Consider the following 25012-nt stretch of genomic DNA (forward strand, 5'->3'; position numbering starts at 1 on the left):
CCCTCCGGAGGGAGAGGAAGGGAGCCTGGCTGAATCAAGTTCGCGCCCTTCCTCTACCCCGCCGATCGGGAGAGAGGTGTCGAGCGAAGCTCGACGGAGTGGGGGTCGACTTACTCCCACACTAATCATTTGCGCACCGCACCGAAGGTGATGCCGCGCAGCAATTGCTTGCGGAGCAGGATGGTGAAGACCAGGATCGGTACCAGGAAGATCGTCGTGCCGGCCGCCACGGCCGGCCAGTCCTGGCCGCCTTCGCCTATGATGGTCGGGATGAAGGGCGGCGCTGTTTGTGCCGTGCCGGAAGTCAGCAGGGCGGCGAAGGCGTATTCGTTCCAGGCGAAGATCAGGCAGAAAATGGCCGTCGCGGCAATGCCGGTGGTCGCCTGCGGCAGCACGGTGCGCCAGAAGGCCTGCAGTCGCGTGTAGCCGTCGATCATCGCCGCCTCCTCATATTCGCGCGGGATCTCGTCGATGAAGCCTTTGAGCAGCCACACCGCCAGCGACACGTTGACCGCCGTGTAGAGCAGGATCATGCCGAGGGCGGTGTCCGACAGGCCAAGCTCGCGGTACATCAGGTAGATGGGAATGGCGACCGCGATCGGCGGCATGAAGCGTGTCGACAGGATGAAGAACAGAAGGTCGTCGGCGAGCGGCACCTTGAAGCGCGAGAAGCCGTAGGCCGACAATGTGCCGAGAAAGACGGCGCAGAAGGTCGAGCCGAAGGCGATGATCAGCGAATTGATGAAGCGCGGCAGGAAGTTGGATGGTCCGGCGATCACCATGTTGCGCTTGCGCACGGTCTCGTCGCAGAAGCCCGTCGCCGGTCCGAGCGAGTTGATATATTCAGGCGTCTGCCTGGTGCGCGTCGTGAACAGGTTGCAGTAGCCCTCGATGCTCGGCTGGAACACGATCTTGGGCGGATAGGCGATCGAATCCGGCGGCGTCTTGAAGCTGGTGGCGAAGATCCACAGGAGCGGCACGATCGAGATCAGCGCGTAGGCGATGATGATGGCGCCGGCGATGCGCTTCGAATTCGACGAGGGCGCGACGACCGAATGGGCTGTGGTCAGGCTCATCTCTGCTTCACCTTGTTGAGCGCCTTGACGTAGATGTTGGCGAGACCGAACACCGCGACGAACAGGATGATGGCGAAGGCAGAGGAATAGCCGGTACGCCAGCTCTCGAATGCCTGCCGTTTCAGCGTGATCGAGGCGACTTCGGTGGTCGAGCCCGGCCCGCCGCCGGTGAGCAGGTTGACCATGTCGAACATCTTGAAGTTCTCGATGCCGCGAAACAGCACCGCCAGCATGATGAAGGGCAGCGCCATCGGCAGCGTGATCGACCAGAACTGCCGCCAGTTGGAGGCGCGGTCGACCTCGGCCGCTTCATAAATATATTCGGGGATCGAGCGCAGGCCCGCGAGGCAGATCAGCATCACGTAGGGCGTCCACATCCAGGTATCGACGATGATGATCGACCACGGCGCCAGCGAGACGTTGGAAAGCATCTGGATGCTTGTCGGCGGAATGCCCGACACGAACGAGATGACATAGGAAAACAGGCCGATCTGCGGCTCGTAGAGGAAGCGCCAGAAATTACCGACCACCGCCGGCGACAGCATCATCGGCACCAGGATCAGCGTCGTCCAGAAAGCGTGGCCGCGAAACTTGCGGTCGATCAGCCAGGCCAGCGTGAAGCCGATCAGCGTCTGCAACAGGATGGTCCAGAACACGAAATGCGCCGTCGTCTGCATGGCGATCCAGATGTCCTGGTCGCCAAGGATGCGCTGGTAATTGGCGAAGCCGAGGTTCTTCACCACCTCGTTCGGGCGGTTGGCACGAAAATTGGTGAACGACAGGTAGATCGCCCAGAACAGCGGGAAGATGTTGATGGCGAGCAGCAACAGGATCGTCGGCGAGATGAACAGCCAGGCGAGGCCCTTGTCGCTGATGCCCCGGACCTTGCGGGCCAACGGTTCCGGGGTCGCCCGGGCAACGGTCTCCGCGGTCCGATTGAGCATGGTCAGTCCTGCTTCGGTCACTTCGTTCGTCTCTGTCATGGAATTTATCTGAACCGCGTCCCGTGCCAAGGGCGGCACGGGACGCGGCGTCATGGCTCGGGAGGAGCCTTGCGGTTGTCGCGGCTACATCTTGCCGTCGTCCTGGAAGACCTGCGTCCAGTCCTTGACCAGGCCGTCGAGAGCATCCTTGGCCGAACCCTGGCCGGCGACGACATAGTCATGGAAGCGCTTCTGCGAGGCTTGCAGCAGTGGTGCGTAGCTCGGCTCGGCCCAGAAGTCCTTCACGATCGCCATCGAGTCGAGGAAGGTTTGCGCATAGGGCTGGCTGGCCGGGAATTTCGGGTCCTTGACCACCGCGTTGAGGCAGGAATAACCGCCGAGCGACCACCATTTGGCCTGGACGTCCTTGTTGGCGAACCACTTGATGTATTTCAGCGCCGATTCCTGCTTGTCGGAATAGGAGACCACCGAAATACCCTGGCCGCCGAGCTGGGCGAACTGGGCGCCGCCGGGACCCTTGGGATTGACGAAATAGCCGATCTTGTCGCCGCCGACATTCTCGTCCTTCTGCAGGCCCGGCCATGTGAAGGCGAAGTTCATGTGCATCGCCACCTGGCCGGATTTGAAGGCATCGACGCCTTCGCCCATGTAGCTGTTCGAGGCGCCCGGAGGGGTGCAGCAATCGTAGAGCGCCTTGTAGAATTCCAGGCCCTTGACGGCGTCTGGCGAATTGACGAAACCTTCCATCTCGTAGGGCTTCTTCGGGTTCTCGTATTGGAAGCCATAGCTGTAGAGCACGTCCATGGCGCCCATGGTGATGCCTTCCGAGCCGCGCTCGGTGTAGATCGAGGCGCCATAGACCGTCTTGCCGTCGACCTGCCGCTTCTGGAAGAATTCGGCGATCTGCTTCAACTGGTCGAAAGTGGCCGGCGGGCCGAGGTCCCAGCCATACTTCTCCTTGAATTCCTTCTGCAGTTCGGGCTTGGAGAACCAGTCCTTGCGGTAGGTCCAGCCGACGACGTCGCCCATGGCCGGCAGCGCCCAGTAGTTGGGCGTGTTCTTCGGCCATTCCGAATAGCCGACGACGGTCGCCGGCACGAAGTCGTCCATGCTGATCTTCTCCTTGTCGAAGAAGTCGTTCAGCTTGACGTAATGGCCGTTCTCGGCGGCACCGCCGATCCACTGGCTGTCGCCGATGATCAGGTCGCAGAGCTTGCCGTGCGAGTTCAGCTCATTGAGGAAACGGTCGGCGTAGTTGGTCCACGGCACGAACTCGAATTTCATGCCGATGCCGGTTTCCTTGGTGAAATCCTTGGACAGTTCGACCAGCGCGTTGGCCGGGTCCCAGGCGGCCCAGCACAGCGTCAGGTCTTCAGCGTGCGCGGCGCTCGAGATAGCTGTCGACGCTGCGATCGCCGAGGTCAGTCCCAACGCCAGTTTCAAGCTCGATTTCATGCCTTCCTCCCATTTGCGAAACACGTCCGGATGACGGTCTCAAGATCCCTCAACCTCTCTCCTCAGAGGCCCAAACATGGCGGCGTCGTCGCGCCGCGGATGTTTAGTAATTTGTTTAGTGATGCAATTTTTACTAAACAAGGCAAGCGAATTCGTTGCTGCGCCGCAACATGCTGAAGCCGGTCTCTGAAAAGTTGAGAAAAGCGCCGCATCAGGCGGACGAGCGCGGAACGGGATACCCCTGGCCGATCGTCCGCGGGTTCAGTCGACCCGCTTGGTGCTCACCATCACCGTCCGGATCGGTGGCGCCGGCGGCAGCAGCGCGCGGATGTCGCCGAAGGGAAACGTCGGCTCGAAGCGGAAGGCTTCGGCCAGCGAACCTTGCGCGCCGTTGCATTGGCCCGAGCGAAAAAGGTTTTGCGTCAGTGCAATGTCAACGAAGCGGTCCGGGTCCTGCGACTGGTGCATGCGGATCGCCTTGGCCTTGATGTCGGCATGGGCGGAAATATCGACATAGTGCGTCGGCGAGAATCCGGTGCCGCCCATCGTATCGGCATGCAGCACCGGAACCCCGAACGAAGCAGCGATGCGCACGCCGTCCGACAGCGCGCGGTGGTCGGCATGATAGTCGTTGGGCGCGTGCGTGATCGCCAGGTCCGGCCCGATCTCGCTGATCAGTGTTTTCAGTGCATCGATCAGCGCGGCGTCGGCCACCAGCCCGCCATCGGGAAAGTCGAGGAAGCGGGCTGCCGCCCCGAGCAGCGCGGCCGCGGCCATTGCCTCCTCGCGCCGGAAACGAGCCAGAAAAGCGGGATCGCTCTTGCCGCCCCTGGCACCATCGGTAGCCACGGCAAAAGTGAGTTCTGCGCCTTGCGCGGCATAGGCGGCCATCGTACCGAACATGAAGATCTCGATGTCGTCTGGATGAGCACCGAGTGCCAGTATTTTCAACTCTCTCTCCCCGGAAATGAAAAACGTGCCGAACGGAATCCTGCTCGCCCTGATCGCCTATGCAAGCTATTCGGGCAGCGATGCCGTTATCAAGAGCCTGGGCGGCCAATTCACGGTGTTCGAGATCGGCTTCTTCTCGACATTGTTTGCCGGCTGCTTCCTCTTCTTCAGCCGGCCGGCCAACGAGCGCTGGCGTGATTTCTGGCGCGCCAAACGTCCCTGGGCGGTGCAGGCGCGGGCCTGGGCCGGCATCGCGTCGGGCGTGCTCAGCGTCTATGCTTTCACCACCATTCCGCTGGCCGAGACCTATGCGCTCATCTTTCTGGCGCCGCTCTGCGTCACCATTCTGTCCACCGTGATCCTCAAGGAAAAGGTCGGGCCCTGGCGCTGGCTGGCGGTGGTCGCCGGCTTTGCCGGCGTCATGCTGGTTGTCAGGCCGGGCTTTCGCGAGCTGCACCTTGGTCACCTTGCTGCTTTCACCATCGCTTTCCTCGCCGCCACCAACGTCATCCTGATGCGGTCGCTGGCGCAGCAGGAAAAACGCACGACCATGCTCGGCGTGCTGATCGGCTATGGGCTGCTGTTCAACGGCATCGGTGCCGCCGCGACCTCCTTCACCGTCCCGGATGGAAAACAGCTGGCATGGCTGGTGATGGCGGGCGCCTTCACCGCCTGTGGACAATTGCTGCAGTTGCTGGCCGCCAAATACGCTCCGGCCAACCGGATTGCGCCGACGCATTATTCGCAGATCGTCTGGGCGGTCATCCTCGGCGCGCTGTTCTTCCGGGAATATCCGGACTGGCTGTCGCTTGTCGGCCTCGCCGTCGTCGGCGGATCGGGCCTGCTGACCATGGTGCGCGAGGAAGTGCGGCTGGGCACGGTGCGCTGGAATCCGTTTTCCCGCGCACGGCTCTAACCAGGCCTGGTGCGATAAAGTTGCACGGCGCCCGCGACCGCTGATATGCGGGCGTAATGACGACCAAACCCTTGCCGGAACTTCCGGTATCCGCCGTGCTGCCGGCGCTGAGAGAGGCGCTCGGCTCTGGCAACAGCGCCGTGCTGGTCGCGCCGCCCGGCGCTGGCAAGACCACGCTGGTGCCGTTGGCGCTGCTCGATGCGCCCTGGCTGGGCACGAGCAAGATCGTCTTGCTCGAACCGCGACGGCTCGCCGCCCGCGCCGCCGCGCGCCGCATGGCCGAGTTGCTGGGGGAAGAGCCCGGCGCCACCATCGGCTACGCCATGCGCATGGAAAACCGCACCTCGGCGCGGACGAAAATCCTGGTCGTCACCGAGGGCGTGCTGGCGCGCATGATCCTCGACGACCCTGAACTGCCCGGCGTTTCGGCCGTCATTTTCGACGAATTCCACGAGCGCTCGCTCGACGGCGATTTCGGTCTCGCTCTCGCCCTCGATGTGCAAGGCGCGCTGCGGCCGGATCTGCGTCTGCTGGTGATGTCGGCAACGCTCGACGGCGCACGGGTCGCGAAACTCCTGTCGGGCGCGCCGGTGATCGAAAGCGAGGGCCGCGCCTTTCCCGTCGATGTCAGATACGACGAGCGGCCGGCCGGTGTGCCGATCGAGGACGCCATGGCCAAGGCGATCCGCGCCGCCCTTGCCGAGGAGAGCGGCAGCGTGCTTGCCTTCTTGCCCGGCCAGCGCGAGATCGAGCGCACCGCCGAGCGGCTGGCCGGCAAGGTCGGCGCCGCCACCGATATCGTCCCGCTCTATGGCCTGCTCGACGGCAAGGCGCAGGACGCGGCGATCAAGCCGGCACCGACGGGCCGCCGCAAGGTGGTGCTGGCGACCTCCATCGCCGAGACCTCCATCACCATCGACGGCGTGCGCGTCGTCATCGATTCCGGCCTGTCGCGGCTGCCGCGCTATGAGCCGGCCAGCGGACTGACCAGATTGGAAACCGTGCGTGTCAGCAAGGCCTCAGCCGACCAGCGCGCCGGCCGCGCCGGCCGCACGCAGGCCGGCGTCGCCATCCGGCTGTGGCGTGCAGAGCAGACGGCCGCACTTCCCGCCTTCACCCCCCCGGAAATCCTTGAGGCGGACCTGTCGGGCCTGCTGCTCGACTGCGCCGCCTTCGGTGTCGCTGATCCAGCCAGTCTTGCTTTCCTCGATCCGCCGCCGGCTCCCGCGCTCAATGAAGCACGGGCGCTGTTGCGCGCGCTCGATGCGATTGATGAGGCAGGGCGGTTGACGGACGCGGGCGCTGCGATGCGCAAGCTCGCTCTGCCGGTGCGGCTGGCGCATATGGTCGCCGAGGCGGCCAGCAGCGGTCATGGTGGTGAGGCGGCCATGCTTGCCGTGCTGCTGACCGAGCGTGGCCTTGGCGGTGACGGTGCCGACCTCGAACGGCGATTGATGCGCTTTCGCGCGGAAAGATCGCCGCGTGCCACGTCGGCGCGCCAGCTTGCCGAGCGCCTGGCCAGGCAGGTAGGCGGTGCGAAGACCAACGGAGCTGTTCCAGCCGGAACCCTGCTCATCCACGCCTGGCCGGACCGCGTCGCCAAGGCGCGCGGCGAGCGCGGCCGTTTCGTGCTGGCCAATGGTTCCGGCGCCATGCTCGACGCCGGCGACCCGCTGGCGGGCGAGCCGTTTCTGGTCGTCGCGGACGTGCAAGGCAAGGCGCAGAATGCCCGCATTACGGCGGCTGCGGCAAGCAGTGAGGAGGACATCCGGGCAGCACTTGGCGGCAGGATCGAAACGCGCCGGCAGACGAGTTTCGATCGCGACAGGCGCGCCGTGCGGGTGCGCGAAACCGTGCGGCTTGACGCCATCACGCTCGCCGAACGCATGTTGCCGCCGCCGGCCGGCGCCGACGCCGACCGCGCCATCATCGAGGCCCTGCGCGAGCATGGGCTTTCCCTTCTGACCTGGAGCAAGGAGGCGCAGACGCTGCGCCACCGGCTGTCCTGGCTGCACAAGGGCTTGGGCGAGCCCTGGCCCGACATGTCGGATGAAGCGCTCATCGCGCGCCTCGACGACTGGCTGCTGCCTTTTCTGTCCGGTGCGGCCTCCCTGGCCGCCATCGATCCCGGAACTGTCGCGGCCGGGCTGGCGTCGCTCGTGCCACATGACCTGCAACGCAAGATCGAAGCACTGGCGCCGACTCATTTCGATGCCCCGTCGGGCAGCCATGTGCCGATCCGCTATGACGGCGAATGGCCGGTTCTGGCGGTGCGCGTGCAAGAATTGTTCGGCCTCGACCGCCATCCGTCGATCGCCAACGGCACCGTCCCCTTGACGCTTGAACTGTTGTCGCCGGCGCACCGGCCGATCCAGACGACGCGAGACCTGCCTGGCTTCTGGCGCGGCTCCTGGACCGATGTGCGCGCCGACATGCGCGGCCGCTATCCCAAGCATGTCTGGCCGGAAAACCCATTGCTCGCCGCCGCCACCGCCCGCGCCAAGCCGCGCGGGACCTAGCCTTTGCTGGTTTGCGGCTGTAATCCATGGCCATGATCAACATCCTGAACACGCCCGACTTCCAGCAAAGCCAGCGACTGCGCCTCAACACGCTGATCCGGCTGCGCTGGCTGGCCATTGTCGGCCAGAGCGTGACCGTGCTCGTCGTCGCCTACGGCCTGAAGTTTCCGCTGCCGGTCAGTCTGTGTTTTGCCCTCATCGCCTGTTCGGCCTGGATGAACCTGTTTCTGGCCTTTCGCTTTCCGGCCGCGCACCGGCTCACCCCGTTCGCCGCCTTCGGCATCCTGGTCTTCGACAGCCTGCAGCTTGCCGGCCTGCTCTACATGACCGGCGGCCTGACCAATCCGTTCTCGCTGCTGATGACCGTACCCGTCGTCATTTCGGCGACGTCGCTGCCCCTTCGCCTCACCGCCATCCTCGGCGGGCTGGTGATGATCGCGGCGACCTTGCTGGTCTTTCGCCATCTCCCGCTGCCCTGGTACGAAGGCGCGCCCCTGGTGATGCCCTTCATCTATGTCGCCGGCATGTGGATGGCGGTGCTGTCCTCCATTGCCTTCACCGCCATGTACGCCTTCCGGGTGGCCGCCGAAGCGCGGCTATTGGCCAACGCGCTCGCCGCCACGGAACTGGTGCTGCAGCGCGAGCAGCACCTTTCCGCGCTCGACGGGCTGGCGGCGGCGGCGGCGCACGAACTCGGCACCCCGCTCGCCACGATCACGCTCGTCGCCAAGGAGATGGAAAAGGCGCTCGGCAGCGATCCGAAATACGGGGAAGACGTGAAGCTGCTGCGCTCTCAGAGCGAGCGTTGCCGTGAAATCCTCAAGCGCCTGACCAGCCTGTCGTCGGAGGGCGAGGCACATCTGTCCCGCCTGCCACTGACCTCGCTGGTCGAGGAGGTGACGGCGCCGCATCGCGACTTCGGCATCTCGATCAAGCTTCGCCCTGGCGAGCGGACCGGGCCGGAGCCGGTCGGGCGCCGCAATCCCGGCGTCATCTATGGTCTCGGCAATCTGGTCGAGAACGCGGTCGATTTCGCCCGCAAGAGCGTCACCGTGCGCTGGAGCTGGGACGAGGCGACGGTCTCCTTCTCGATCACCGATGACGGCCCGGGTTTCCCGCCCGAGATCATCGACCGCATCGGTGAACCCTACATGTCGACACGCCAGGGCACGGAAGCCGGAGGCGGCCTCGGGCTCGGCCTGTTTATCGCCAAGACATTGCTCGAACGTTCGGGCGCCACGCTCGACTTTCGCAATTCGAGCGGCCTCGGCGAAGGGGCCGTGGTGCGGATTTCGTGGCCGAGAAGCGTCTTCCTGAACCCGGAATCGGCCCCAGCCACCATGTTTGACACTGCGTAAATTGGACAATGGCCCCGCAAAACTATATCTGCGTAAAAATAAGGCAGCAGGAATTTTCGAGACGATGACAGGCGATGAGAACAGTGGGCCTATGGTTGAAGGCGAGGACACCTCGCTTCTGATCGTCGATGACGACAAGCCGTTCCTGACCCGTCTGGCCCGTGCCATGGAAACCAGAGGTTTCGTGGTCGAGACGGCGGAGAGCGTCGAGGAGGCCGTGGGCAAGGCGCGCGCCAATCCGCCCGCCTATGCGGTGGTCGACATGCGGCTGGGCGACGGCAACGGCCTCGATGTCGTCGCCGCCATCCGCGAGAAGCGTGAGGACTCCCGCACCATCATCCTGACCGGTTACGGCAACATAGCCACCGCGGTGACGGCGGTGAAGCTCGGCGCCGTCGACTATCTGTCGAAACCCGCCGACGCCGACGATATCTTTGCGGCATTGACCCGCACCACCGGCGAGCGCGCCGCGCCGCCGGAAAACCCGATGTCGGCCGACCGCGTGCGCTGGGAGCATATCCAGCGCGTCTACGAAATGTGCGAGCGCAACGTTTCAGAGACCGCACGCCGGCTCAACATGCATCGCCGCACGCTGCAGCGGATCCTGGCCAAGCGCGCGCCGCGCTGAGAGACTGTTTGGAAATTCTGCTCTGGCGGCCATCTGGCGGCGTTTTCTGCGCTTCCCTTGCTCACGGACGAATGTCCGCTGCGCTGCGGTTCTCAACCACCATATGACCAGTCAGAGCGAATTCGAAACAGTCTCCGAGGCGCTGAAAAGGGTCCCATGCTTGCCCGGCGGCCGGACTTTGCGCATCATTGCAAATGACGCACGCCGGCAGGCGGCATGACGGAGGCGACATGCAGGATTTGAAGCGACGGCCGGTTTCCGTCTTCCGCGAGTTCCTCGACAGCGAGGCGGCCGGCGGCATCATCCTGATGGTGGCCGCCGCCCTTGCCCTGATCGTCGCCAATTCGCCGCTCGCCGGGACCTACTTCTCGGTTCTCCACGCCTATCTCGGCCCGCTCAGCGTCTCGCACTGGGTCAATGACGGGCTGATGGCGGTGTTCTTCCTGCTCGTCGGGCTGGAGATCAAGCGCGAGATGCTGGACGGCCAGCTCTCGACCTGGCCGCGCCGGGTGCTGCCCGGCATCGCGGCGACCGGCGGCATGGTGGTGCCGGCGCTGGTCTATGTCGCCATCAACAGCAACAATTCGGCCGCACTGTCCGGCTGGGCGATCCCGACCGCCACCGACATCGCCTTCGCGCTCGGCGTCCTGTCGCTGCTCGGCAGCCGCGTGCCGGCCTCGCTGAAGGTCTTCCTGACCGCGCTTGCCATCATCGACGACCTCGGCGCCGTCATCATCATCGCCATATTCTACACCAGCAGCCTGTCGCTGGCCTATCTCGGCGCGGCCTTCGCCGTGATTGCCGTGCTCGTCCTGCTCAACCGTATGCGGGTGATGAACCTTGTGCCCTATCTCGTGCTTGGCGCCATCCTGTGGGTACTGGTGCTGAAGTCCGGCGTCCATGCCACGCTGGCCGGCGTGGCACTTGCGCTGACCATTCCGCTCGAACGCTCGGCCGGCATCGGCCACGACCTTGACCATTCGCCGCTGCACCGGCTCGAGCACGGCCTGCACAAGCTGGTGGCGTTTATCGTCATCCCCATCTTCGGCTTTGCCAATGCCGGCGTTTCGCTCACCGGCCTGAGTTTTAGCGCCCTGATCGAGCCGCTCACGCTGGGCGTCGCAGCCGGTCTCGTCGTCGGCAAGCTGGTCGGCGTCTTCGGCTCCTCCGCGCTCGCCATCCGCTTCGGCCTCGCCGACCTGCCGGCCAACGCCGGCTGGTCGCACATGATCGGCATTTCGCTCCTGTGCGGCATCGGCTTCACCATGAGCCTGTTCATCGGCCTGCTCGCCTTCGCCAACGACGTGGCGCTGCAGGACGCGGTCAAGGTCGGCATCCTTGCCGGTTCCTTCATCGCCGCGCTTCTTGGTGCCGCGGTGCTGCTGATGGCCCCGGCCGTGGGTGGCGAGGAAGAGACGGAGTAGCCGTTCCGGGCTGGAGCATCTGGCGGGCGTCAATTTCAGGGCCGCGATTACTCGCTCTCCCCCTCCAGCACCGGCACCGCGACACCCGCCAGTTCCGCCGCCAGCAGCCGCGCCGCGCCGGCGCGCGCGATGCGCAGCATCAGCGCCTTGCGCGTCGCCGCCGCCATGCGGTGCTCGGGCGCATCTCGTAAAATCTCGGCGCCATAGCCGTCGGAGAGAATGAAGCCGCATTCCTCGGGAAAGATTTCGGCCGGCACGCCGGGATGTGTGGCGAAAAAAAAGCGATCGGAATGCAGCCGGTAATCAGGCCATTTGCGGTCGACGCGAAAATCCTCGATCGAGGATTTGATCTCGATGATCCAGATATCGCCCTGCCGCGTCAGCGCCACGAGATCGGCGCGCCGGCCGGTGGCCAACGACAACTCGGGCAGCACATGCGCGCCCATCTGCATCAGCAACCGCTGCACACCCCGCCGCACCAGCATGGCGCGCTCGGACTGGCGACCGTCGATCAGAGGGTTCAGGAGAATCGGCGAGATGATTGGCATGGCAGGCACCATGCCAGAGTTTGTTCACGGTTTGAACCCGGTTTTTAACGGCGATTATGTATTTGACAGACCTGGAGGGAGTTTGCCGGCTGACCGGGGCGGCTCGGCGGTTTGGGGGGACATCAATACGGGCAAAACCGCCGAGCCTGACTGGTGGCGGCAAATTTGGGGATTTGGGAGTTCGCCGTCAGCTTTGACCAGGATATCGCAGGGTTGACCGGTTGGCGTCATTCGAACGAAGGGCGGCGTTTCCGCTCGAGTCCACGTAGCAGTGGCCACATTGCGCCTGTGTTCGGTTCGCTCTTTCTGACCTTTCGCGGGACGTGGGGAACCATTACCGCTGCCAGAACCCCCGGTGCACCGATACAAGTTCATCCTCAATTTCGGGGAAGGGGCCGTGGACCTCGATCTTCTTCTGCCCAGAGCCGAGCACAATTCGCGCGGACAGACTCATCGTCGGATTTTCGGGATGGTCGCCTGTCAGCGCGAGAAGCTCGGTCTCCTCGAAGCCATAGACCAGCTGGCCGATATTCGCCCAGTAGAGCGTTCCGGTGCACATCGCGCAGGGCTCGCCGGTCGAGACCAGCGTGCATGTCCAGAGAAACTTCGACGGATAGGCTGCCGCCGCGCGCCGCGCAAGTTCGGTCTCGGCGTGATGCACGGTGTCGATATTGCCTTGGCGCATGAGGATTGCGTCGTCGGGGCCGACCAGCACCGCGCCGAACGGATGGTGGCCGTGCGCGGCGGCCTCGCGGGCGACCGCATCGGCGGCGCGAAGGTGGGTGACCATCTGGTCGCGGGTCATGCGCTCTCTCCGGTCATTGGGGTCACCGGCCGGCGACCAGCGGCAGTGCTTTTACCCTACGCTCATATCAGAGCGCGCAATATACCACACGAACCAAAGCTGGCGGCTTCACGAGCGCGTGGCAAGGCGGCTAACGCCGCCTTCGCCCAGGCCACCCTCTTCAACAGGTAGTCTATCGCTCGCGCGGTTGGGTTTGCCGCCGGCCAACGCCGCCCCCGCCATGTCATCCAAAATCGGGCAGTCCGGCCGCTCGTCGCCATGGCAGGCGTGAACGAGCTTCTGCAGCGTCGAGCGCATCGATTGCAGCTCGCGCACCTTCTCCTCGATGGCGGTGACGTGGGCGGCGGCGATTGCGCGCACGTCGTGGCTGGCGCGACCGCGATCCTTGTAGAGCGCCATCAGCTGGCGACAATCGTCTATCGAAAAGCCGAGATTGCGCGCGCGGCGCAGGAAGGCCAGCCGGTGGATATCGTCACTCGTATAATCGCGATAGCCATTGGCGGCGCGCGCGGGCGCGATCAGGCCGATCTCCTCATAGTAGCGGATGGTCTTGGCCGGCAGGCCTGAGCGGTGAGCGGCGTCGCCGACATTCATGACGGATCCTCGAGTTTCGCGGGCCTGCGATTCAGGCCCATTGAATTTCCTTCACAATCCGGTGAAGTATGTTGCCGAAATGCCATAGTGATACGCATACCAGCACGTAAGTCCCCGCATATAGGCATCGTGTGCTTGGCAAGCAAAGCAAATGCCAGCATGAATGATGGCGAGAAAGCGGCCGACTCGTGCCGCTCTAGTTTGGGCGGGGCACCGGATCACCACATGCGCATGAAGTCGCTTGCAATAATCGCCGCATTGGCGCTGTCCACTGCTATTGCCGGTTGCAGCACCATCGGCGGGCAGATGTTCTCCAACGACTATGGCGCGGTGACCGATGCCGGTTACCAGCTGCCACGTATCCCGATCGAGAAGGTGCCCTCGAAGTACCATCGCCAGGAAGTGAGTTACGACTCCAAGGAAAAGCCCGGCACCATCATCGTCGATACGCAGAACAAGTTCCTGTACTTCATCGAGGGCGATGGCCGGGCAATCCGCTACGGTATCGGCGTCGGCCGCGAGGGCTTCGAATGGCACGGCACCGCCCATATCGCCATCAAGCGCGAATGGCCGACCTGGACGCCGCCTTCGCAGATGATCAAGCGCCAGCCCGAACTCGCCAAGTTCGCCGGCGGCATGGATCCGGGCCTGAAGAACCCGCTCGGCGCGCGCGCTATGTACCTGTTCAACAAGGGCGGTGACATGGGCTACCGCCTTCACGGCAGCCCGGAATGGAACTCGATCGGCAAGGCCATGTCGTCGGGTTGCATCCGGCTGATGAACCAGGACGTCATCGACCTCTACAATCGCGCCGAGGTCGGCGCCAAGGTCATCGTTCTTTAGACCATGATCCCGGAAAGCCTGTCCGCTTTTCCGGCAGATCGTGGTTAAACTGGAAGTCGCCTTTCATACGCGGACCGTCTAGGCAACAACGGACGTCCCAAACAGAAAACCGGGCAATTCGGCCCGGTTTTTTGTTGTCCGTGGGTAGGAAATTGCCGTCTAAGAGACCTGCTCGACCTGCTGCACTTCCGGCACGAAATGGCGAAGCAGGTTCTGGATGCCGTGCTTCAGCGTCGCCGTCGAAGACGGGCAACCGGCGCAGGCGCCTTTCATGTGCAGGAACACGGTGCCGTTCTCGAAGCCGCGGAAGGTGATGTCGCCGCCGTCCTGCGCCACCGCTGGGCGCACGCGCGTGTCGAGCAACTCCTTGATGGTGATGACGAGTTCCTCGTCGGCCTTGTCGTAGAATTCGCCGGTCTGGCTGGTCTCGGCGGCGGGGCCGGCCTTGGCCATGACAGGCGCACCGGACATGAAATGCTCCATGATCGCACCGAGGATCGCCGGCTTCAGGTGCTGCCAGTCCGGGCCGTCCTTGGACACGGTGATGAAATCGTAGCCGAAGAACACGCCGGTGACGCCGGGAATTTCGAACAGCCGCCCAGCCAGCGGCGAGGCAATGGCCGCACTGTCGGCATCGCGGAAATCGGCGGTGCCTTCTAGGAGCACTTCCTTGCCGGGCAGGAATTTCAGCGTCGCCGGATTGGGCGTCGACTCGGTCTGGATGAACATGGCCGTCTCCATGCCCGGTTTTGGGCAACTAGTTTGGAATAGTTCTAAATAGGCTCTATCGGCGGGACATTCAAGCGAAACGCATCGCCGGAATGGCTGGCTGGCGGAATGTTTTTGCGACCCATGCCAAGCACTGTGAAGTGTGTCGAGATTCGGGTCAGGCCGAATCGAAAATGATGGTTTCCGAGAACCGGAGCGGAGCGTACTTAAGCACGTGAGCACCGGAAGCACCGGAAGCCGCCATTTGCAGGCCGGCATCACCCGAATGTCGATACACTTCAGGCGAGGCTGTCGATCTCCTCATCCGACAAATTCTGCGGCACCACGGTCACCGGGATCGGAAAGGCAGCACCTTTGCCTGCCACGGCACCGACCAGCGGTCCTGGACCTTCCTTGCCGGCGCCGGCCGCCAGCACGAGGATGGCGATGTCCTGGTCTTCCTCGATCAGCTTGTGGATCTCTTCCGTCGGCTTGCCTTCGCGCACCACCATCTCTGGTTCGATGCCGAGCTTCTGCCGCACCTTGTTGGCGTAGCCGTCCAGCGCCGCCCGCGCCGTGGCGTTCGCCTCCTCGCGCATGATTTTCTCGACGCCCAGCCAGTGCTGGAAGTCGTCCGGTACGATGACATAGAGCAGCACCAGCGTGCCGCTGGTGCTCTGCGCCCGCTTGGAGGCGTAGGCGACGGCGCGCTCGCATTCCGGCGTGTCGTCGATGATCGTCAGGAATTTCCTGCGGTGACCGGCTTCGCGGCTGAGGCGTTTGGAGACCATGTCTATCTACTCGGTGTCTTTTCGGCCGCAATCTGCCACCGCCGCTGACCGGCGGCAAGCCGCCGGCCTTGTGCCAATGTTGTGCGCCGCGATCAGCCCTGCAGCAGCCCGATAATGTCGCGCACCGTCTTCATCGTCGTTTCGGCGAGCACGCCGGCGCGTTCGCCGCCATCCCGCAGCACGGCGTCGACATAGGCGCGGTCGCCCTGGATGCGGCGCATCTCGGTGGCGATCGGCGCCAGCCTCTCCACCGCGAGATCGGCCAGCGCCGGCTTGAACACAGAGAACTGCTGGCCGCCGAATTCCTTAAGCACATCGGCCTTCGACATCTCGGCGAGACCGGCATAGATGCCGACCAGGTTCTCCGCCTCGGGCCGGCTTTCCAGCCCGTCGACCTCGCTCGGCAAGGCCTCCGGGTCGGTCTTGGCCTTGCGGATCTTCTTCGAGATGGCGTCGGCATCGTCGGTCAGGTTGATGCGCGACAGGTCCGACGGGTCCGACTTCGACATCTTCTTGGAGCCGTCACGCAGCGACATGATGCGCGCTGCCGGCCCACCGATGACCGGCTCGGTCAGCGGGAAATAGCCGTTCACCGTCTCCTCGCCTATCCTCATCTCGACGCCGACCCCAAGACCGGCGATGCGGTCGGAGAAATCGTTGTTGAATTTCTGCGCGATGTCGCGTGTCAGTTCCAGGTGCTGCTTCTGGTCCTCGCCCACCGGCACGTGGGTGGCGCGATAAAGCAGGATGTCGGCCGCCATCAGCGAGGGATAGGCAAGCAAGCCCAGCGAGGCGTTCTCGCGGTCCTTGCCGGCCTTGTCCTTGAACTGCGTCATCTTGTTCATCCAGCCGATGCGCGCCACGCAATTGAAGATCCAGGCGAGCTCCGCGTGCTGCATCACCCGCGACTGGTTGAAGACGATGTGCTTCTTCGGGTCGATGCCGGAGGCGAGGAAGGCCGCGGTGATCGACCGCGTCTGGTCGGCAAGGTCGTCATGGACAAGCTGGGCGGTCAGCGAATGCAGGTCGACGACGCAATAGATGCAGTCGGACGTATCCTGCAGGGCGACGAATTTCTTGATGGCGCCGAGATAGTTGCCGAGATGCAGATTGCCGGTCGGCTGGACACCGGAGAAGACGAGTGGCTTGAAGGCGGACATGGTTTTCCTCATGGCTTGTGGAGGGCCGTATAGGCGTGATTCCGAAAAGTTGCAGACTTTTCGGAGCCAATCATGCGGCTGGAAACCGCGCGCGGCGAAAGTCTTGCGACGGCGCGCTTATGGACGAGAGCGTCGGCGGGATCAAGACCGGCCAGGCGGGATGGCCGGCCGATCTATTCGTCGAGTTCTGATTTTGCCACGGACGGGCCGGCTTCTGTTCCCCGGCGCCCGACATTTCGCCGGATCATGCCGAAATCGGCGCCGCCGGTGGCGAAAGCGGTGATGAAATAGAGCAGCGCCCCTCCGGCCACCAGTGCCAGCACCGTCGTCGCCTTGACGACCAGCGGCGAGCCGGGGCCGATCCTTGTCGCCAGCCAATGTTCGGCGAAATAGAGGGCGACACCCATGACCACCGCCGACAGCACCAGCCGTGGGATGCGCCTCAACAGCGGCACGTCGCGGCCCCAATGGCCGCGCCGGATCAGCACGGCAAGCAGCATCAGCGCGTTGACCCAGCCGGCGACGGCGGAGGCCACGGCGATGCCGGGTGCACCCATCCTCGGGAACAGCGTCAGCGCGGTGGCGACGTTCACCGCCACGGAGATTGCGGCGAAGATCATCGGCGTGCGCGTATCCTCGCGGGCGAAATAGCCTGGGGTGAAGGCCTTGATCAGCACGAAGGCCGGCAGGCCGAGACCGAAGATCGCCAGGATCGCCGCCACGACAGGCGTCGAATGGTTGGCGGCGAACGCGCCGCGCTCATAGACCAGCCGCACGATCGGTTCCGCCATCACCCAGAGCGCCGCCGCCGCCGGCAAGGTCATGAACAGGGTGAATTCGACGGAGCGGTTCTGCAGATTGGCTGCCTCGATCAGATTGCCTGACTTCAGCGCCCGCGACAGTTCGGGCAACAGCACGATCGCCACCGCGACACCGACGACACCGAGCGGCAACTGGTAGACGCGGTCGGCATAAGCCAGCGAGGACACGGCACTGTCCTGCGCCGAGGCGATGGCCGTTCCGATCAGCTGGTTGATCTGGGTGATGCCACCGGTGATCGCCGCCGGCAGCGCCAGGATCAGGAGCCGCTTCACGTTCGGCGTCATCCGAGGCCGGCGGAAGCCGATCGAGATGCCCGCATTGCGCACCGCCACCCAGACGATGGCGAGCTGCACGACGCCGGCCGCCAGCACGCCCCAGGACAGGCCGAAGCCGACAGCGTGTGCATCCAGTCCGTGGTACCAGGCATAGCCAAGCACGCTGATGAGGATGATGTTGAGGAACGCCGGCGCGATTGCCGCGGCGAAATAGCGCCGCAAGGAGTTCAGCATGCCCGCCATCATGGCGGCGAGCGACATGCAGATCAGATAAGGGAACATGATCGTCGCAAGCGTGACGGTCGTCTCGAACTTGCCCGGCGTGTCGGCAAAGCCCGGCGCCACCAGGTAGCGCACGATCAGCGGCATCGCCAGTTCCATGGCGATGGTCAGCGCCAGGAGCGCGGTGAACAGCACCCCGAACACCTCTTCGGAAAAACGCTTGGCGCCATCGGTGCCGTGCGTCTCGATCTCCTTGGCGAACAGCGGCACGAAGGCGGCATTGAACGCGCCCTCGGCGAACAGCCGGCGAAAGGTGTTGGGGAACTGGAAGGCGGCATTGAAGGCGTCCGCGACCGGTCCGGTGCCGAGTGCGGCCGCCATCAGCATCTCGCGGCCGAAACCGAGCGCACGGCTCATCAGAGTGCCGGACGCGACGGTAGCGAATTTCTTGACGAGACTCATGCGTTCGCAAACTGCTTGTGGGATCGGAAGAAGGGGATGATTGCCGTCACTCGGCGGCTGCCTTGGCCTTGCCGCCGCGTTCGAGCGCTACACCCTCGAGCGTCGCAATCAGCCGGTTGCGGATGGTGGCGATGCGGGCCGGGTTGTCGATCTTCTGGCCGGTCAGGTCGGTGACATAGAAAGTGTCGATGACCTTCTCGCCGAAGGTGGTGATATGCGCCGATGCGATGTCGAGCGACAGGTCGGACAGTGTTCCGGTGATTTCCGACAGCAGGCCGGGGCGGTCGAGCCCCTCGACCTCGATCACCGAAAACCGGTTCGATAGCGCGTTGCGGATTTCGGCGCGTGGCGGGATCTTGAAGACCTTGGATCCGCGCCTTGGCTTGGTGCGCTTCTCGATCATCTCCGGCAGCCAGCTCTTGCCCGACAGCACGTCCTCGATCAGCCGGCCGACACGCTCGGCGCGCCGGCGTTCGTCCTCGTCGCGGTCGAATTCCCTCGAGATCAGGATCGTGTCCAGCGCGCGGCCGTCCGACGTGGTGAAGATCTGCGCGTCGACGATGTTGCCGCCGGCGCCGGCGCATGCCCCGGCAATCACCGAGAGAAGACGGGGATGGTCCTGCGCCAACACGGTGATTTCGGTAACCGCCTCGAACTGGTGGGTCTTGACCATGGTGGCGAGCTTGTTGCCCGCCGCGTCCGCCTCGCGGATGAATTCGGCGTGGCGAAGCTGGTCCGGCAGGTCCACCGTCAGGAGGTAGTTTTCATAATGCAGCCCGACATAGCGCTTGCGCGCCTTGTCGGGCCAGTCGGCGAGCGCCTCGGCCAGGCGTTCGCGCGCCGCCGCCGTGCGTTGGGCGCGCGAGACCTCCGAAAAGCCGCCGGTCAGCAGCAGTTCGGTCTCGTAGTAGAGCGTACGCAGCAACTGGCCCTTCCAGCCGTTCCACACGCCCGGTCCGACGCCCCTGATGTCGCAGACGGTGAGGATCAACAGCATCTTCAGCCGCTCTACCGATTGCACGATAGAGGCGAAGTCCTCGATCGTCTTGCGGTCGTTGAGGTCGCGGGTCTGCGCCGTCATAGACATGACGAGGTGGTTCTCGACCAGCCAGGCGACAGTTTCCGTATCGGCCGGCGAAAGTCCCATATGCGGGCAGATCCGCCTTGCGATCCTGGCGCCGGCCTCGGAATGGTCCTCTGGTCTGCCCTTGGCGATGTCGTGCAGCAGGACGGCGACATAGAGCGCCTCGCGGCTTTTCTTCAGCCCGGGCATCAGCGCATGCGACAGCGGATGCACCTTCTCGCCGTCGCCGCGCTCGATCTCGGCCAGCACGCCGATGCAGCGGATCAGGTGCTCGTCGACCGTGTAGTGGTGGTACATCGAGAACTGCATCATGGCGACGATCTTGCCGAAATCCGGGATCAGCCGGCCCAGCAATCCCGCCTCGTTCATCCGCCGCAGGTTGAGCTCGGCGTTGCGGTCCGAGGTCAATATGTCGAGGAACAGCCGGTTGGCTTCCTCGTCGCGCCTGAGCGACTTGTTGACTAGGCCGAGCGAACGGGTGAGCAGTTTCAGCGCATCGGGATGGAATTCCAGCCCGTGCTTGTCTGCAAACCAGAACAGCCTGAGAAGATTGACCGGGTCGCGCTCGAAGACGCCGTCGTCGGCGATGTTGATGCGATGGTTGTCGACGATGAAGTCCGACGTGCCGGCAAGCTTGCGCTTGCGGCGCTGGAAGGTGAGGAAGATGCGGTTGAAGCCGGGAACATGCTTGGCCTGCTCCTCCTCCAGCGCGGCGCAGAAGATGCGGGTCAGGTCGCCGACATCCTTGGCGACGAGGAAATAGTGCTTCATGAAGCGTTCGACCGCCGACAGGCCGGGATGGGTCGTATAGCCGAGCCGTTCGGCGATCTCGCGCTGAATGTCGAAATGCAGCCGCTCCTCGGCCTTGCCGGTGAGGAAGTGCATGTGGCAGCGCACCGCCCACAGGAAATCCTCGGCCTTCTGGAACTCGCGGTACTCGGCTTCGGTGAAGACGCCTTTTTCGACCAGTTCCTCGCCGGTGCGCACCCGGTAAAAATACTTGCCGATCCAGAACAGCGTCTGCAGGTCGCGCAGGCCGCCCTTGCCGTCCTTGACGTTGGGCTCGACCAGATAGCGGCTTTCGCCGGCCTTGGCATGGCGCTCGTCGCGTTCGGCAAGCTTGGCCTGCACATATTCCGGGCCGGTCGTGCGTACCACCTCATGATCGAAGCGCAGCATCAACTCGTCATAGAGCTTGCGTTCGCCCCACAGGAAACGGGCTTCCAGGATCGAGGTGCGGATGGTGATGTCGGTGCGCGACAGCCTGAGGCACTCATCGATGTTGCGGGTGGCATGGCCGACCTTCAGCCCCATGTCCCACAGCATGTAGAGCATATATTCGACCGTCTGTTCGCCCCATGGCGTCTGCTTGTAAGGCAGCAGGAACAGAAGGTCGATGTCGGATCCCGGCGCCAGCGTGCCGCGGCCATAGCCGCCGACGGCAACGACCGCCATGCGTTCGGCCGAGGATCGGTTCTTCACCCGGTAGACATGGGTTGCGGCAAAATCGTAGAGCGAGCGGATCAGCTCGTCCATCAGGTGCGACAGCCGTTCGGCGCAGGCATTGCCGCCGCCATCTTGTCTCAGCATGGCCTCGGCTGTCTTGCGGCCCTCCGCGAGACGCCCCTTGAGAAGCTGAAGGACGGCCGTGCGGATGCCCTTGCTGGAACCGTCGCCGGCGCTGGCCGCGGTCAGCGCGGTCATCTCGCGGCGCAAGGCTTCGCCGTCGATCAGTTCATCGAGCTTCAGGGAGATTTTCGCCATAGATATCGGTTGGCCTTGCCTTTTGGGCGGCGTCTATAGCGTGTTTTCGCGGCGCTGGGTATGGGCTCTCTGGGTGAGGTCGCCTAGGCTCTGCGGCCTGGGCGAAGCCATGGGAATGGTCATCTGTCGCCGCAGCTTGCAGAAATCGATGATCCAATCGACGATTCGCCCGATCTCGATTCTGATCTTCTCTCCCGCCGGGCGCCGACGGGTTTTGGCATTGCGCTCCCGACTGAGTAGGCTTGGTAGTCCCACCGCTATGTCGCCCAGGAACTGGTCCTGCGCGCATAACGCAGGGAAAAGTTGGTAGATTGCCTTGCTGGACGAGGTCGGAAATGCCGGATTGAACATGACGTGGTCGACAGCCACCTTAATCATCTCGGTCGCGGCAAGGAGATCGCGCGCGGCTTGTCTCGATATGATGTAGCCCCCGGTTCCCAGGTGTATGTTGCAGAGTCGGAACATGGAAAAGCCGTGGCCGACGGAAATCCTTTTGCGATGGATCGAAGTCCTCTTGAAGAACGTCTCGATCTTGACAATGTCAGCATCGGCCGGGATCCATCCGGCACAGGCAAGCAGTATACCGGCGTTTGCGGAAAAAATAATGTCGTCCTCGAAGACGGCGCCATAGCATGCTTCGCCTTGCGCAATGATCATCCAGCAGGCGCGATGGCTGTGCAGGCAAGCGACCTCGCTGCTCGTCACATGCTGCGGCGCATACGAAGCATAATGCGGCTGCAGATCCAGATCGGGACGGTAACGCGCGTCCACGGCCGCGACTCGTTCGAATTCTATGCCAATACGAGCGAACTCCGCCGTCATATGGGCAAGCCTGTCCACGGACCGATCGAGGTTGATGACCAGACATTTCATTTGTTGAACGAATCCAGGGCGGCACCAAGCTGCCAGAGCGCAACAATTTTAGTGAGAATAATTTTGACACGGCAATTCTAGCGAGCAACGTTTAGCATCGATAGGGCGATTGTATAGGGAATTCTTCTGATCCGGCGGCTCCGCAATTCTGAATGTGAAAGGTCAAAAAACAGCCCTTGACCTTCCAGTTACTGGAAGCACTACCTCTGCTTCGAAGCAGTGCATCGAGGCATTAGAAATGACGCATTCAGATCACGATCATCACACGCATGGCGCTCATGGCGGCTGCTGCGCGGCAAAGGGCACGGGCGGAGATTCGGATGCGGTTCTGCGCGATCCGGTCTGCGGCATGACGGTGGAGCCGCCCGCCGGCAAGCCGACATTCGAGCATGGCGGCCGCCTCTATCATTTTTGCAGCGAGCGCTGCCATTCGAAGTTCCAGGCCGAGCCGGACCGCTACCTGACCGCCGTCGACCCTGTCTGCGGCATGATCGTCGACCGCGCCGACGCCAGGTATTTCGTCCGCCATGAAGGCCAGGGCTTCTATTTCTGTTCCGCCGGCTGCAAGGCGAAGTTCGAGGCAGCGCCGCAAACCTATCTCGGCGACAGGCCGGCGCCGGCGCCGATGCCCAAGGGCACGCAATACACTTGCCCCATGCATCCGCAGATCATCCGCGACAAGCCCGGCTCCTGCCCGATCTGCGGCATGGCGCTCGAGCCCATGGGCGTGCCGACGGGCGATGAAGGGCCGAATCCCGAACTGGTCGACTTCACCAGACGCCTCTGGGTGAGCGCGGTGCTGTCGGTCCCGCTGCTGATCGTCGCCATGGCGCCGATGATAGGCCTGTCGCTTGAGGGCCTGGTCGAGGATCGCGCGAAGGTCTGGATCGAACTGGTCCTGGCGAGTCCCGTGGTGCTGTGGGCCGCATTCCCGTTTTTCCATCGCGGCTGGGACTCGATCCTCAATCGCAGCCCCAACATGTGGACGCTGATTTCGCTGGGTGTCGGCGCCGCCTATCTCTACAGCGTCGTCGCCACGCTCTTCCCGGATATCTTTCCGTATCAGTTTCGCGGCCATGGCGGTGCGGTGCCGGTCTATTTCGAGGCGGCCGCCGTCATCATCGCGCTGGTCTTTCTCGGCCAGGTGCTGGAACTGCGCGCCCGCGAGAAGACCGGATCGGCGATCCGAGCTTTGCTCGACCTCGCGCCGAAGACCGCGCGGCGGGTCGCCGAGGACGGCGCCGAGATCGATGTCGGGCTGGACGAGGTCAAGACCGGCGACCGCCTGCGCATCCGTCCCGGCGATGCCATCCCGGTCGACGGCACGGTGCTCGAAGGCCGCTCCTCCATCGACGAATCGATGATCACGGGCGAGCCCTTGCCGGTCGAGAAGGCCGAAGGCGACGCCTTGACCGGCGGCACGCTCAACAAGAACGGCTCGCTGATCATGCGCGCCGAACGGATCGGCGCCGAGACGACGCTGTCGCGCATCGTCGAACTCGTCGCCAAGGCACAGCGCTCGCGCGCCCCGATCCAAGGCCTGGCCGACCGCGTTTCCTTCTATTTTGTCCCGACCGTCGTCCTGGTCGCGATCGCCGCATTCGTCGCCTGGGCGATCTTCGGCCCCGAGCCCAGCCTGATCTTCGCCATCGTCTCGGCGGTTTCGGTGCTGATCATCGCCTGTCCCTGTGCGCTGGGTCTCGCCACACCGATGTCCATCATGACCGCGACCGGGCGCGGCGCGCATGCCGGCGTGCTGATCAAGGAAGCCGCCGCGCTCGAGCGCTTCGCCTCCGTCGACACGCTGATCGTCGACAAGACCGGCACGCTGACCGAGGGCCGGCCGAAATTGACTGATGTCGTGGCTGCCAGCGGCTTTTCCGAGGACGAATTGCTGAGATGCGCCGCGAGCCTGGAAAAAGGGTCGGAGCATCCGCTGGCCGAGGCCATCGTCGACGGAGCCGGCCAGCGCGGCGTGAAGATCGCCGAGGCCGGCAGCTTCGAGGCGGTTACCGGCAAAGGCGTTTCCGGCACGGTGTCGGACAAGAAGGTCGCGCTCGGCAATACCGCGATGATGGCCGATCTCGCCATCGACGTTTCCGGGGTCCTGGCCAGCGTGGAAGCCTTGCAGGGCGATGGCAAGACGGTGATGTTCGTCGCTGTCGACGGCAAGCTGGCCGGCATCGTCGCCGTCGCCGATCCGGTCAAGGCGACCACGGCCGAGGCGATCAAGGCGCTGCATGGCAGCGGGCTGCGGATCATCATGGCGACCGGCGACAATGAGCGCACGGCCAGGGCGATCGCTGGACATCTCGGCATAGACGAGGTTCGGGCAGGTCTGTTGCCGGAACAGAAGGCAGCGCTGGTCGAGGAACTGCGCGGCAAGGGTGCCGCCGTCGCCATGGCCGGCGACGGCGTCAACGATGCGCCCGCGCTTGCCGCCGCCGATGTCGGCATCGCCATGGGAACGGGCGCCGATGTCGCGGTCGAAAGCGCCGGCATCACCTTGGTCAAGGGCGACCTCAACGGCATCGTCCGCGCCCGAACCCTGGCCCAGGCGACCATCGGTAATATCCGGCAGAACCTGTTCTTCGCCTTCCTCTACAATGTGCTTGGTGTGCCGGTCGCGGCCGGCGTGCTTTATCCGCTCACCGGCACGCTACTGTCGCCGATGCTGGCGGCGGCGGCGATGAGCCTGTCCTCGGTCTCGGTGATCGCAAACGCATTGCGCCTGAGAACGTTGAAACTCTGAGATTAACCCCCAGATACGAAACCCAACCGACAGGAGAC

At 63.9% G+C, this 25012-nt stretch carries 20 protein-coding genes; 7 read left to right on the forward strand and 13 right to left on the reverse strand.

Annotated features, from left to right (window positions below; all coding sequences use genetic code 11):
* Positions 1 to 125: 125 nt before the first annotated feature.
* The 4 genes from LB524_RS05455 to LB524_RS05470 all read right to left on the reverse strand — a co-directional run bounded on the left by LB524_RS05455 (position 126) and on the right by LB524_RS05470 (position 4426).
* Positions 126 to 1076 carry a carbohydrate ABC transporter permease gene (locus LB524_RS05455; protein WP_015314192.1) on the reverse strand — a complete coding sequence of 317 codons (951 nt, stop codon included), beginning with the start codon at positions 1074 to 1076 and terminating at the stop codon, positions 126 to 128.
* Entirely contained in the window at positions 1073 to 2020 is a 948-nt protein-coding gene (locus LB524_RS05460) for a carbohydrate ABC transporter permease (RefSeq protein ID WP_041163577.1), read from the reverse strand. Before LB524_RS05460 ends, LB524_RS05455 begins: the two co-directional genes overlap by 4 nt.
* 123 nt (positions 2021 to 2143) lie before the next feature.
* Complete coding sequence (locus LB524_RS05465) at positions 2144 to 3475, reverse strand: ABC transporter substrate-binding protein (protein ID WP_224524241.1); 1332 nt, start codon at positions 3473 to 3475, stop codon at positions 2144 to 2146.
* A gap of 261 nt (positions 3476 to 3736) precedes the next feature.
* On the reverse strand, positions 3737 to 4426 hold the full coding sequence (locus tag LB524_RS05470; protein ID WP_224524243.1) for a PIG-L deacetylase family protein: 690 nt from the start codon (positions 4424 to 4426) through the stop codon (positions 3737 to 3739).
* 25 nt (positions 4427 to 4451) lie between these two features.
* Between LB524_RS05470 and LB524_RS05475 the strand changes: the two genes are divergently transcribed.
* From LB524_RS05475 to nhaA, 5 genes are all read left to right on the forward strand, one after another.
* Positions 4452 to 5342 (forward strand): DMT family transporter, encoded by an 891-nt coding sequence (locus tag LB524_RS05475; protein WP_023772505.1) that lies wholly within the window; start codon positions 4452 to 4454, stop codon positions 5340 to 5342.
* Positions 5343 to 5398: 56 nt separating this feature from the next.
* Positions 5399 to 7861, forward strand: a complete 2463-nt coding sequence (hrpB, locus tag LB524_RS05480) for an ATP-dependent helicase HrpB (RefSeq protein WP_224524249.1) — start codon at positions 5399 to 5401, stop codon at positions 7859 to 7861.
* A 26-nt stretch (positions 7862 to 7887) separates the two neighbouring features.
* Positions 7888 to 9219: an ActS/PrrB/RegB family redox-sensitive histidine kinase gene (locus tag LB524_RS05485; protein ID WP_140614913.1), complete on the forward strand. Its 1332-nt coding sequence runs from the start codon at positions 7888 to 7890 to the stop codon at positions 9217 to 9219.
* 64 nt (positions 9220 to 9283) lie between these two features.
* Entirely contained in the window at positions 9284 to 9847 is a 564-nt protein-coding gene (locus LB524_RS05490) for an ActR/PrrA/RegA family redox response regulator transcription factor (protein ID WP_224524251.1), read from the forward strand.
* Positions 9848 to 10077: 230 nt separating this feature from the next.
* Positions 10078 to 11271 (forward strand): Na+/H+ antiporter NhaA, encoded by a 1194-nt coding sequence (nhaA, locus tag LB524_RS05495; RefSeq protein ID WP_224524253.1) that lies wholly within the window; start codon positions 10078 to 10080, stop codon positions 11269 to 11271.
* 47 nt (positions 11272 to 11318) lie between these two features.
* Here the strand turns inward: nhaA and LB524_RS05500 are convergent, their stop codons facing one another.
* The 3 genes from LB524_RS05500 to cueR all read right to left on the reverse strand — a co-directional run bounded on the left by LB524_RS05500 (position 11319) and on the right by cueR (position 13218).
* Positions 11319 to 11819 carry an MmcB family DNA repair protein gene (locus tag LB524_RS05500; RefSeq protein WP_015314183.1) on the reverse strand — a complete coding sequence of 167 codons (501 nt, stop codon included), beginning with the start codon at positions 11817 to 11819 and terminating at the stop codon, positions 11319 to 11321.
* Between the two features lie 334 nt (positions 11820 to 12153).
* The gene (locus tag LB524_RS05505; RefSeq protein ID WP_224524255.1) at positions 12154 to 12624 is read right to left on the reverse strand and encodes a nucleoside deaminase; all 471 of its coding nucleotides are present in this window, start codon (positions 12622 to 12624) and stop codon (positions 12154 to 12156) included.
* Between the two features lie 108 nt (positions 12625 to 12732).
* Complete coding sequence (gene cueR, locus LB524_RS05510; protein ID WP_224524258.1) at positions 12733 to 13218, reverse strand: Cu(I)-responsive transcriptional regulator; 486 nt, start codon at positions 13216 to 13218, stop codon at positions 12733 to 12735.
* Positions 13219 to 13443: 225 nt separating this feature from the next.
* Here cueR and LB524_RS05515 point away from each other — a divergent pair, with 225 nt between their 5' ends.
* Complete coding sequence (locus LB524_RS05515; RefSeq protein WP_224524262.1) at positions 13444 to 14061, forward strand: L,D-transpeptidase; 618 nt, start codon at positions 13444 to 13446, stop codon at positions 14059 to 14061.
* A gap of 159 nt (positions 14062 to 14220) precedes the next feature.
* Here the strand turns inward: LB524_RS05515 and LB524_RS05520 are convergent, their stop codons facing one another.
* The 6 genes from LB524_RS05520 to LB524_RS05545 form a co-directional block, all read right to left on the reverse strand.
* Complete coding sequence (locus LB524_RS05520; protein ID WP_015314175.1) at positions 14221 to 14790, reverse strand: NifU family protein; 570 nt, start codon at positions 14788 to 14790, stop codon at positions 14221 to 14223.
* A 278-nt stretch (positions 14791 to 15068) separates the two neighbouring features.
* Positions 15069 to 15560, reverse strand: coding sequence for a universal stress protein (locus tag LB524_RS05525; RefSeq protein ID WP_010913128.1), 492 nt, complete (start codon positions 15558 to 15560; stop codon positions 15069 to 15071).
* Between the two features lie 92 nt (positions 15561 to 15652).
* On the reverse strand, positions 15653 to 16720 hold the full coding sequence (trpS, locus tag LB524_RS05530) for a tryptophan--tRNA ligase (protein WP_015314174.1): 1068 nt from the start codon (positions 16718 to 16720) through the stop codon (positions 15653 to 15655).
* A gap of 173 nt (positions 16721 to 16893) precedes the next feature.
* Positions 16894 to 18501 (reverse strand): murein biosynthesis integral membrane protein MurJ, encoded by a 1608-nt coding sequence (murJ, locus tag LB524_RS05535; protein ID WP_224524265.1) that lies wholly within the window; start codon positions 18499 to 18501, stop codon positions 16894 to 16896.
* Positions 18502 to 18547: 46 nt separating this feature from the next.
* Entirely contained in the window at positions 18548 to 21349 is a 2802-nt protein-coding gene (locus LB524_RS05540; RefSeq protein WP_224524268.1) for a [protein-PII] uridylyltransferase, read from the reverse strand.
* A gap of 33 nt (positions 21350 to 21382) precedes the next feature.
* Positions 21383 to 22222, reverse strand: coding sequence for a glycosyltransferase family 25 protein (locus LB524_RS05545; protein WP_140821554.1), 840 nt, complete (start codon positions 22220 to 22222; stop codon positions 21383 to 21385).
* 238 nt (positions 22223 to 22460) lie between these two features.
* Between LB524_RS05545 and LB524_RS05550 the strand changes: the two genes are divergently transcribed.
* Positions 22461 to 24974 carry a heavy metal translocating P-type ATPase gene (locus LB524_RS05550; RefSeq protein WP_224524270.1) on the forward strand — a complete coding sequence of 838 codons (2514 nt, stop codon included), beginning with the start codon at positions 22461 to 22463 and terminating at the stop codon, positions 24972 to 24974.
* The last annotated feature ends 38 nt before the right edge of the window (positions 24975 to 25012 follow it).

The sequence above is a fragment of the Mesorhizobium sp. ESP6-5 genome (genome assembly GCF_020164695.1).
Taxonomy (GTDB): domain Bacteria; phylum Pseudomonadota; class Alphaproteobacteria; order Rhizobiales; family Rhizobiaceae; genus Mesorhizobium; species Mesorhizobium australicum.

Coding starts and splice junctions, on each gene's coding strand:
- LB524_RS05490 (WP_224524251.1), top strand. CDS start 9,284: ATGACAGGCGATGAGAACAGTGGGCCTATGGTTGAAGGCGAGGACACC.
- LB524_RS05515 (WP_224524262.1), top strand. CDS start 13,444: ATGCGCATGAAGTCGCTTGCAATAATCGCCGCATTGGCGCTGTCCACT.
- LB524_RS05520 (WP_015314175.1), bottom strand. CDS start 14,790: ATGTTCATCCAGACCGAGTCGACGCCCAATCCGGCGACGCTGAAATTC.
- LB524_RS05465 (WP_224524241.1), bottom strand. CDS start 3,475: ATGAAATCGAGCTTGAAACTGGCGTTGGGACTGACCTCGGCGATCGCA.
- trpS (WP_015314174.1), bottom strand. CDS start 16,720: ATGTCCGCCTTCAAGCCACTCGTCTTCTCCGGTGTCCAGCCGACCGGC.
- LB524_RS05500 (WP_015314183.1), bottom strand. CDS start 11,819: ATGCCAATCATCTCGCCGATTCTCCTGAACCCTCTGATCGACGGTCGC.
- LB524_RS05505 (WP_224524255.1), bottom strand. CDS start 12,624: ATGACCCGCGACCAGATGGTCACCCACCTTCGCGCCGCCGATGCGGTC.
- hrpB (WP_224524249.1), top strand. CDS start 5,399: ATGACGACCAAACCCTTGCCGGAACTTCCGGTATCCGCCGTGCTGCCG.
- LB524_RS05540 (WP_224524268.1), bottom strand. CDS start 21,349: ATGGCGAAAATCTCCCTGAAGCTCGATGAACTGATCGACGGCGAAGCC.
- LB524_RS05485 (WP_140614913.1), top strand. CDS start 7,888: ATGGCCATGATCAACATCCTGAACACGCCCGACTTCCAGCAAAGCCAG.
- nhaA (WP_224524253.1), top strand. CDS start 10,078: ATGCAGGATTTGAAGCGACGGCCGGTTTCCGTCTTCCGCGAGTTCCTC.
- LB524_RS05455 (WP_015314192.1), bottom strand. CDS start 1,076: ATGAGCCTGACCACAGCCCATTCGGTCGTCGCGCCCTCGTCGAATTCG.
- LB524_RS05550 (WP_224524270.1), top strand. CDS start 22,461: ATGACGCATTCAGATCACGATCATCACACGCATGGCGCTCATGGCGGC.
- murJ (WP_224524265.1), bottom strand. CDS start 18,501: ATGAGTCTCGTCAAGAAATTCGCTACCGTCGCGTCCGGCACTCTGATG.
- cueR (WP_224524258.1), bottom strand. CDS start 13,218: ATGAATGTCGGCGACGCCGCTCACCGCTCAGGCCTGCCGGCCAAGACC.
- LB524_RS05545 (WP_140821554.1), bottom strand. CDS start 22,222: ATGAAATGTCTGGTCATCAACCTCGATCGGTCCGTGGACAGGCTTGCC.
- LB524_RS05460 (WP_041163577.1), bottom strand. CDS start 2,020: ATGCTCAATCGGACCGCGGAGACCGTTGCCCGGGCGACCCCGGAACCG.
- LB524_RS05525 (WP_010913128.1), bottom strand. CDS start 15,560: ATGGTCTCCAAACGCCTCAGCCGCGAAGCCGGTCACCGCAGGAAATTC.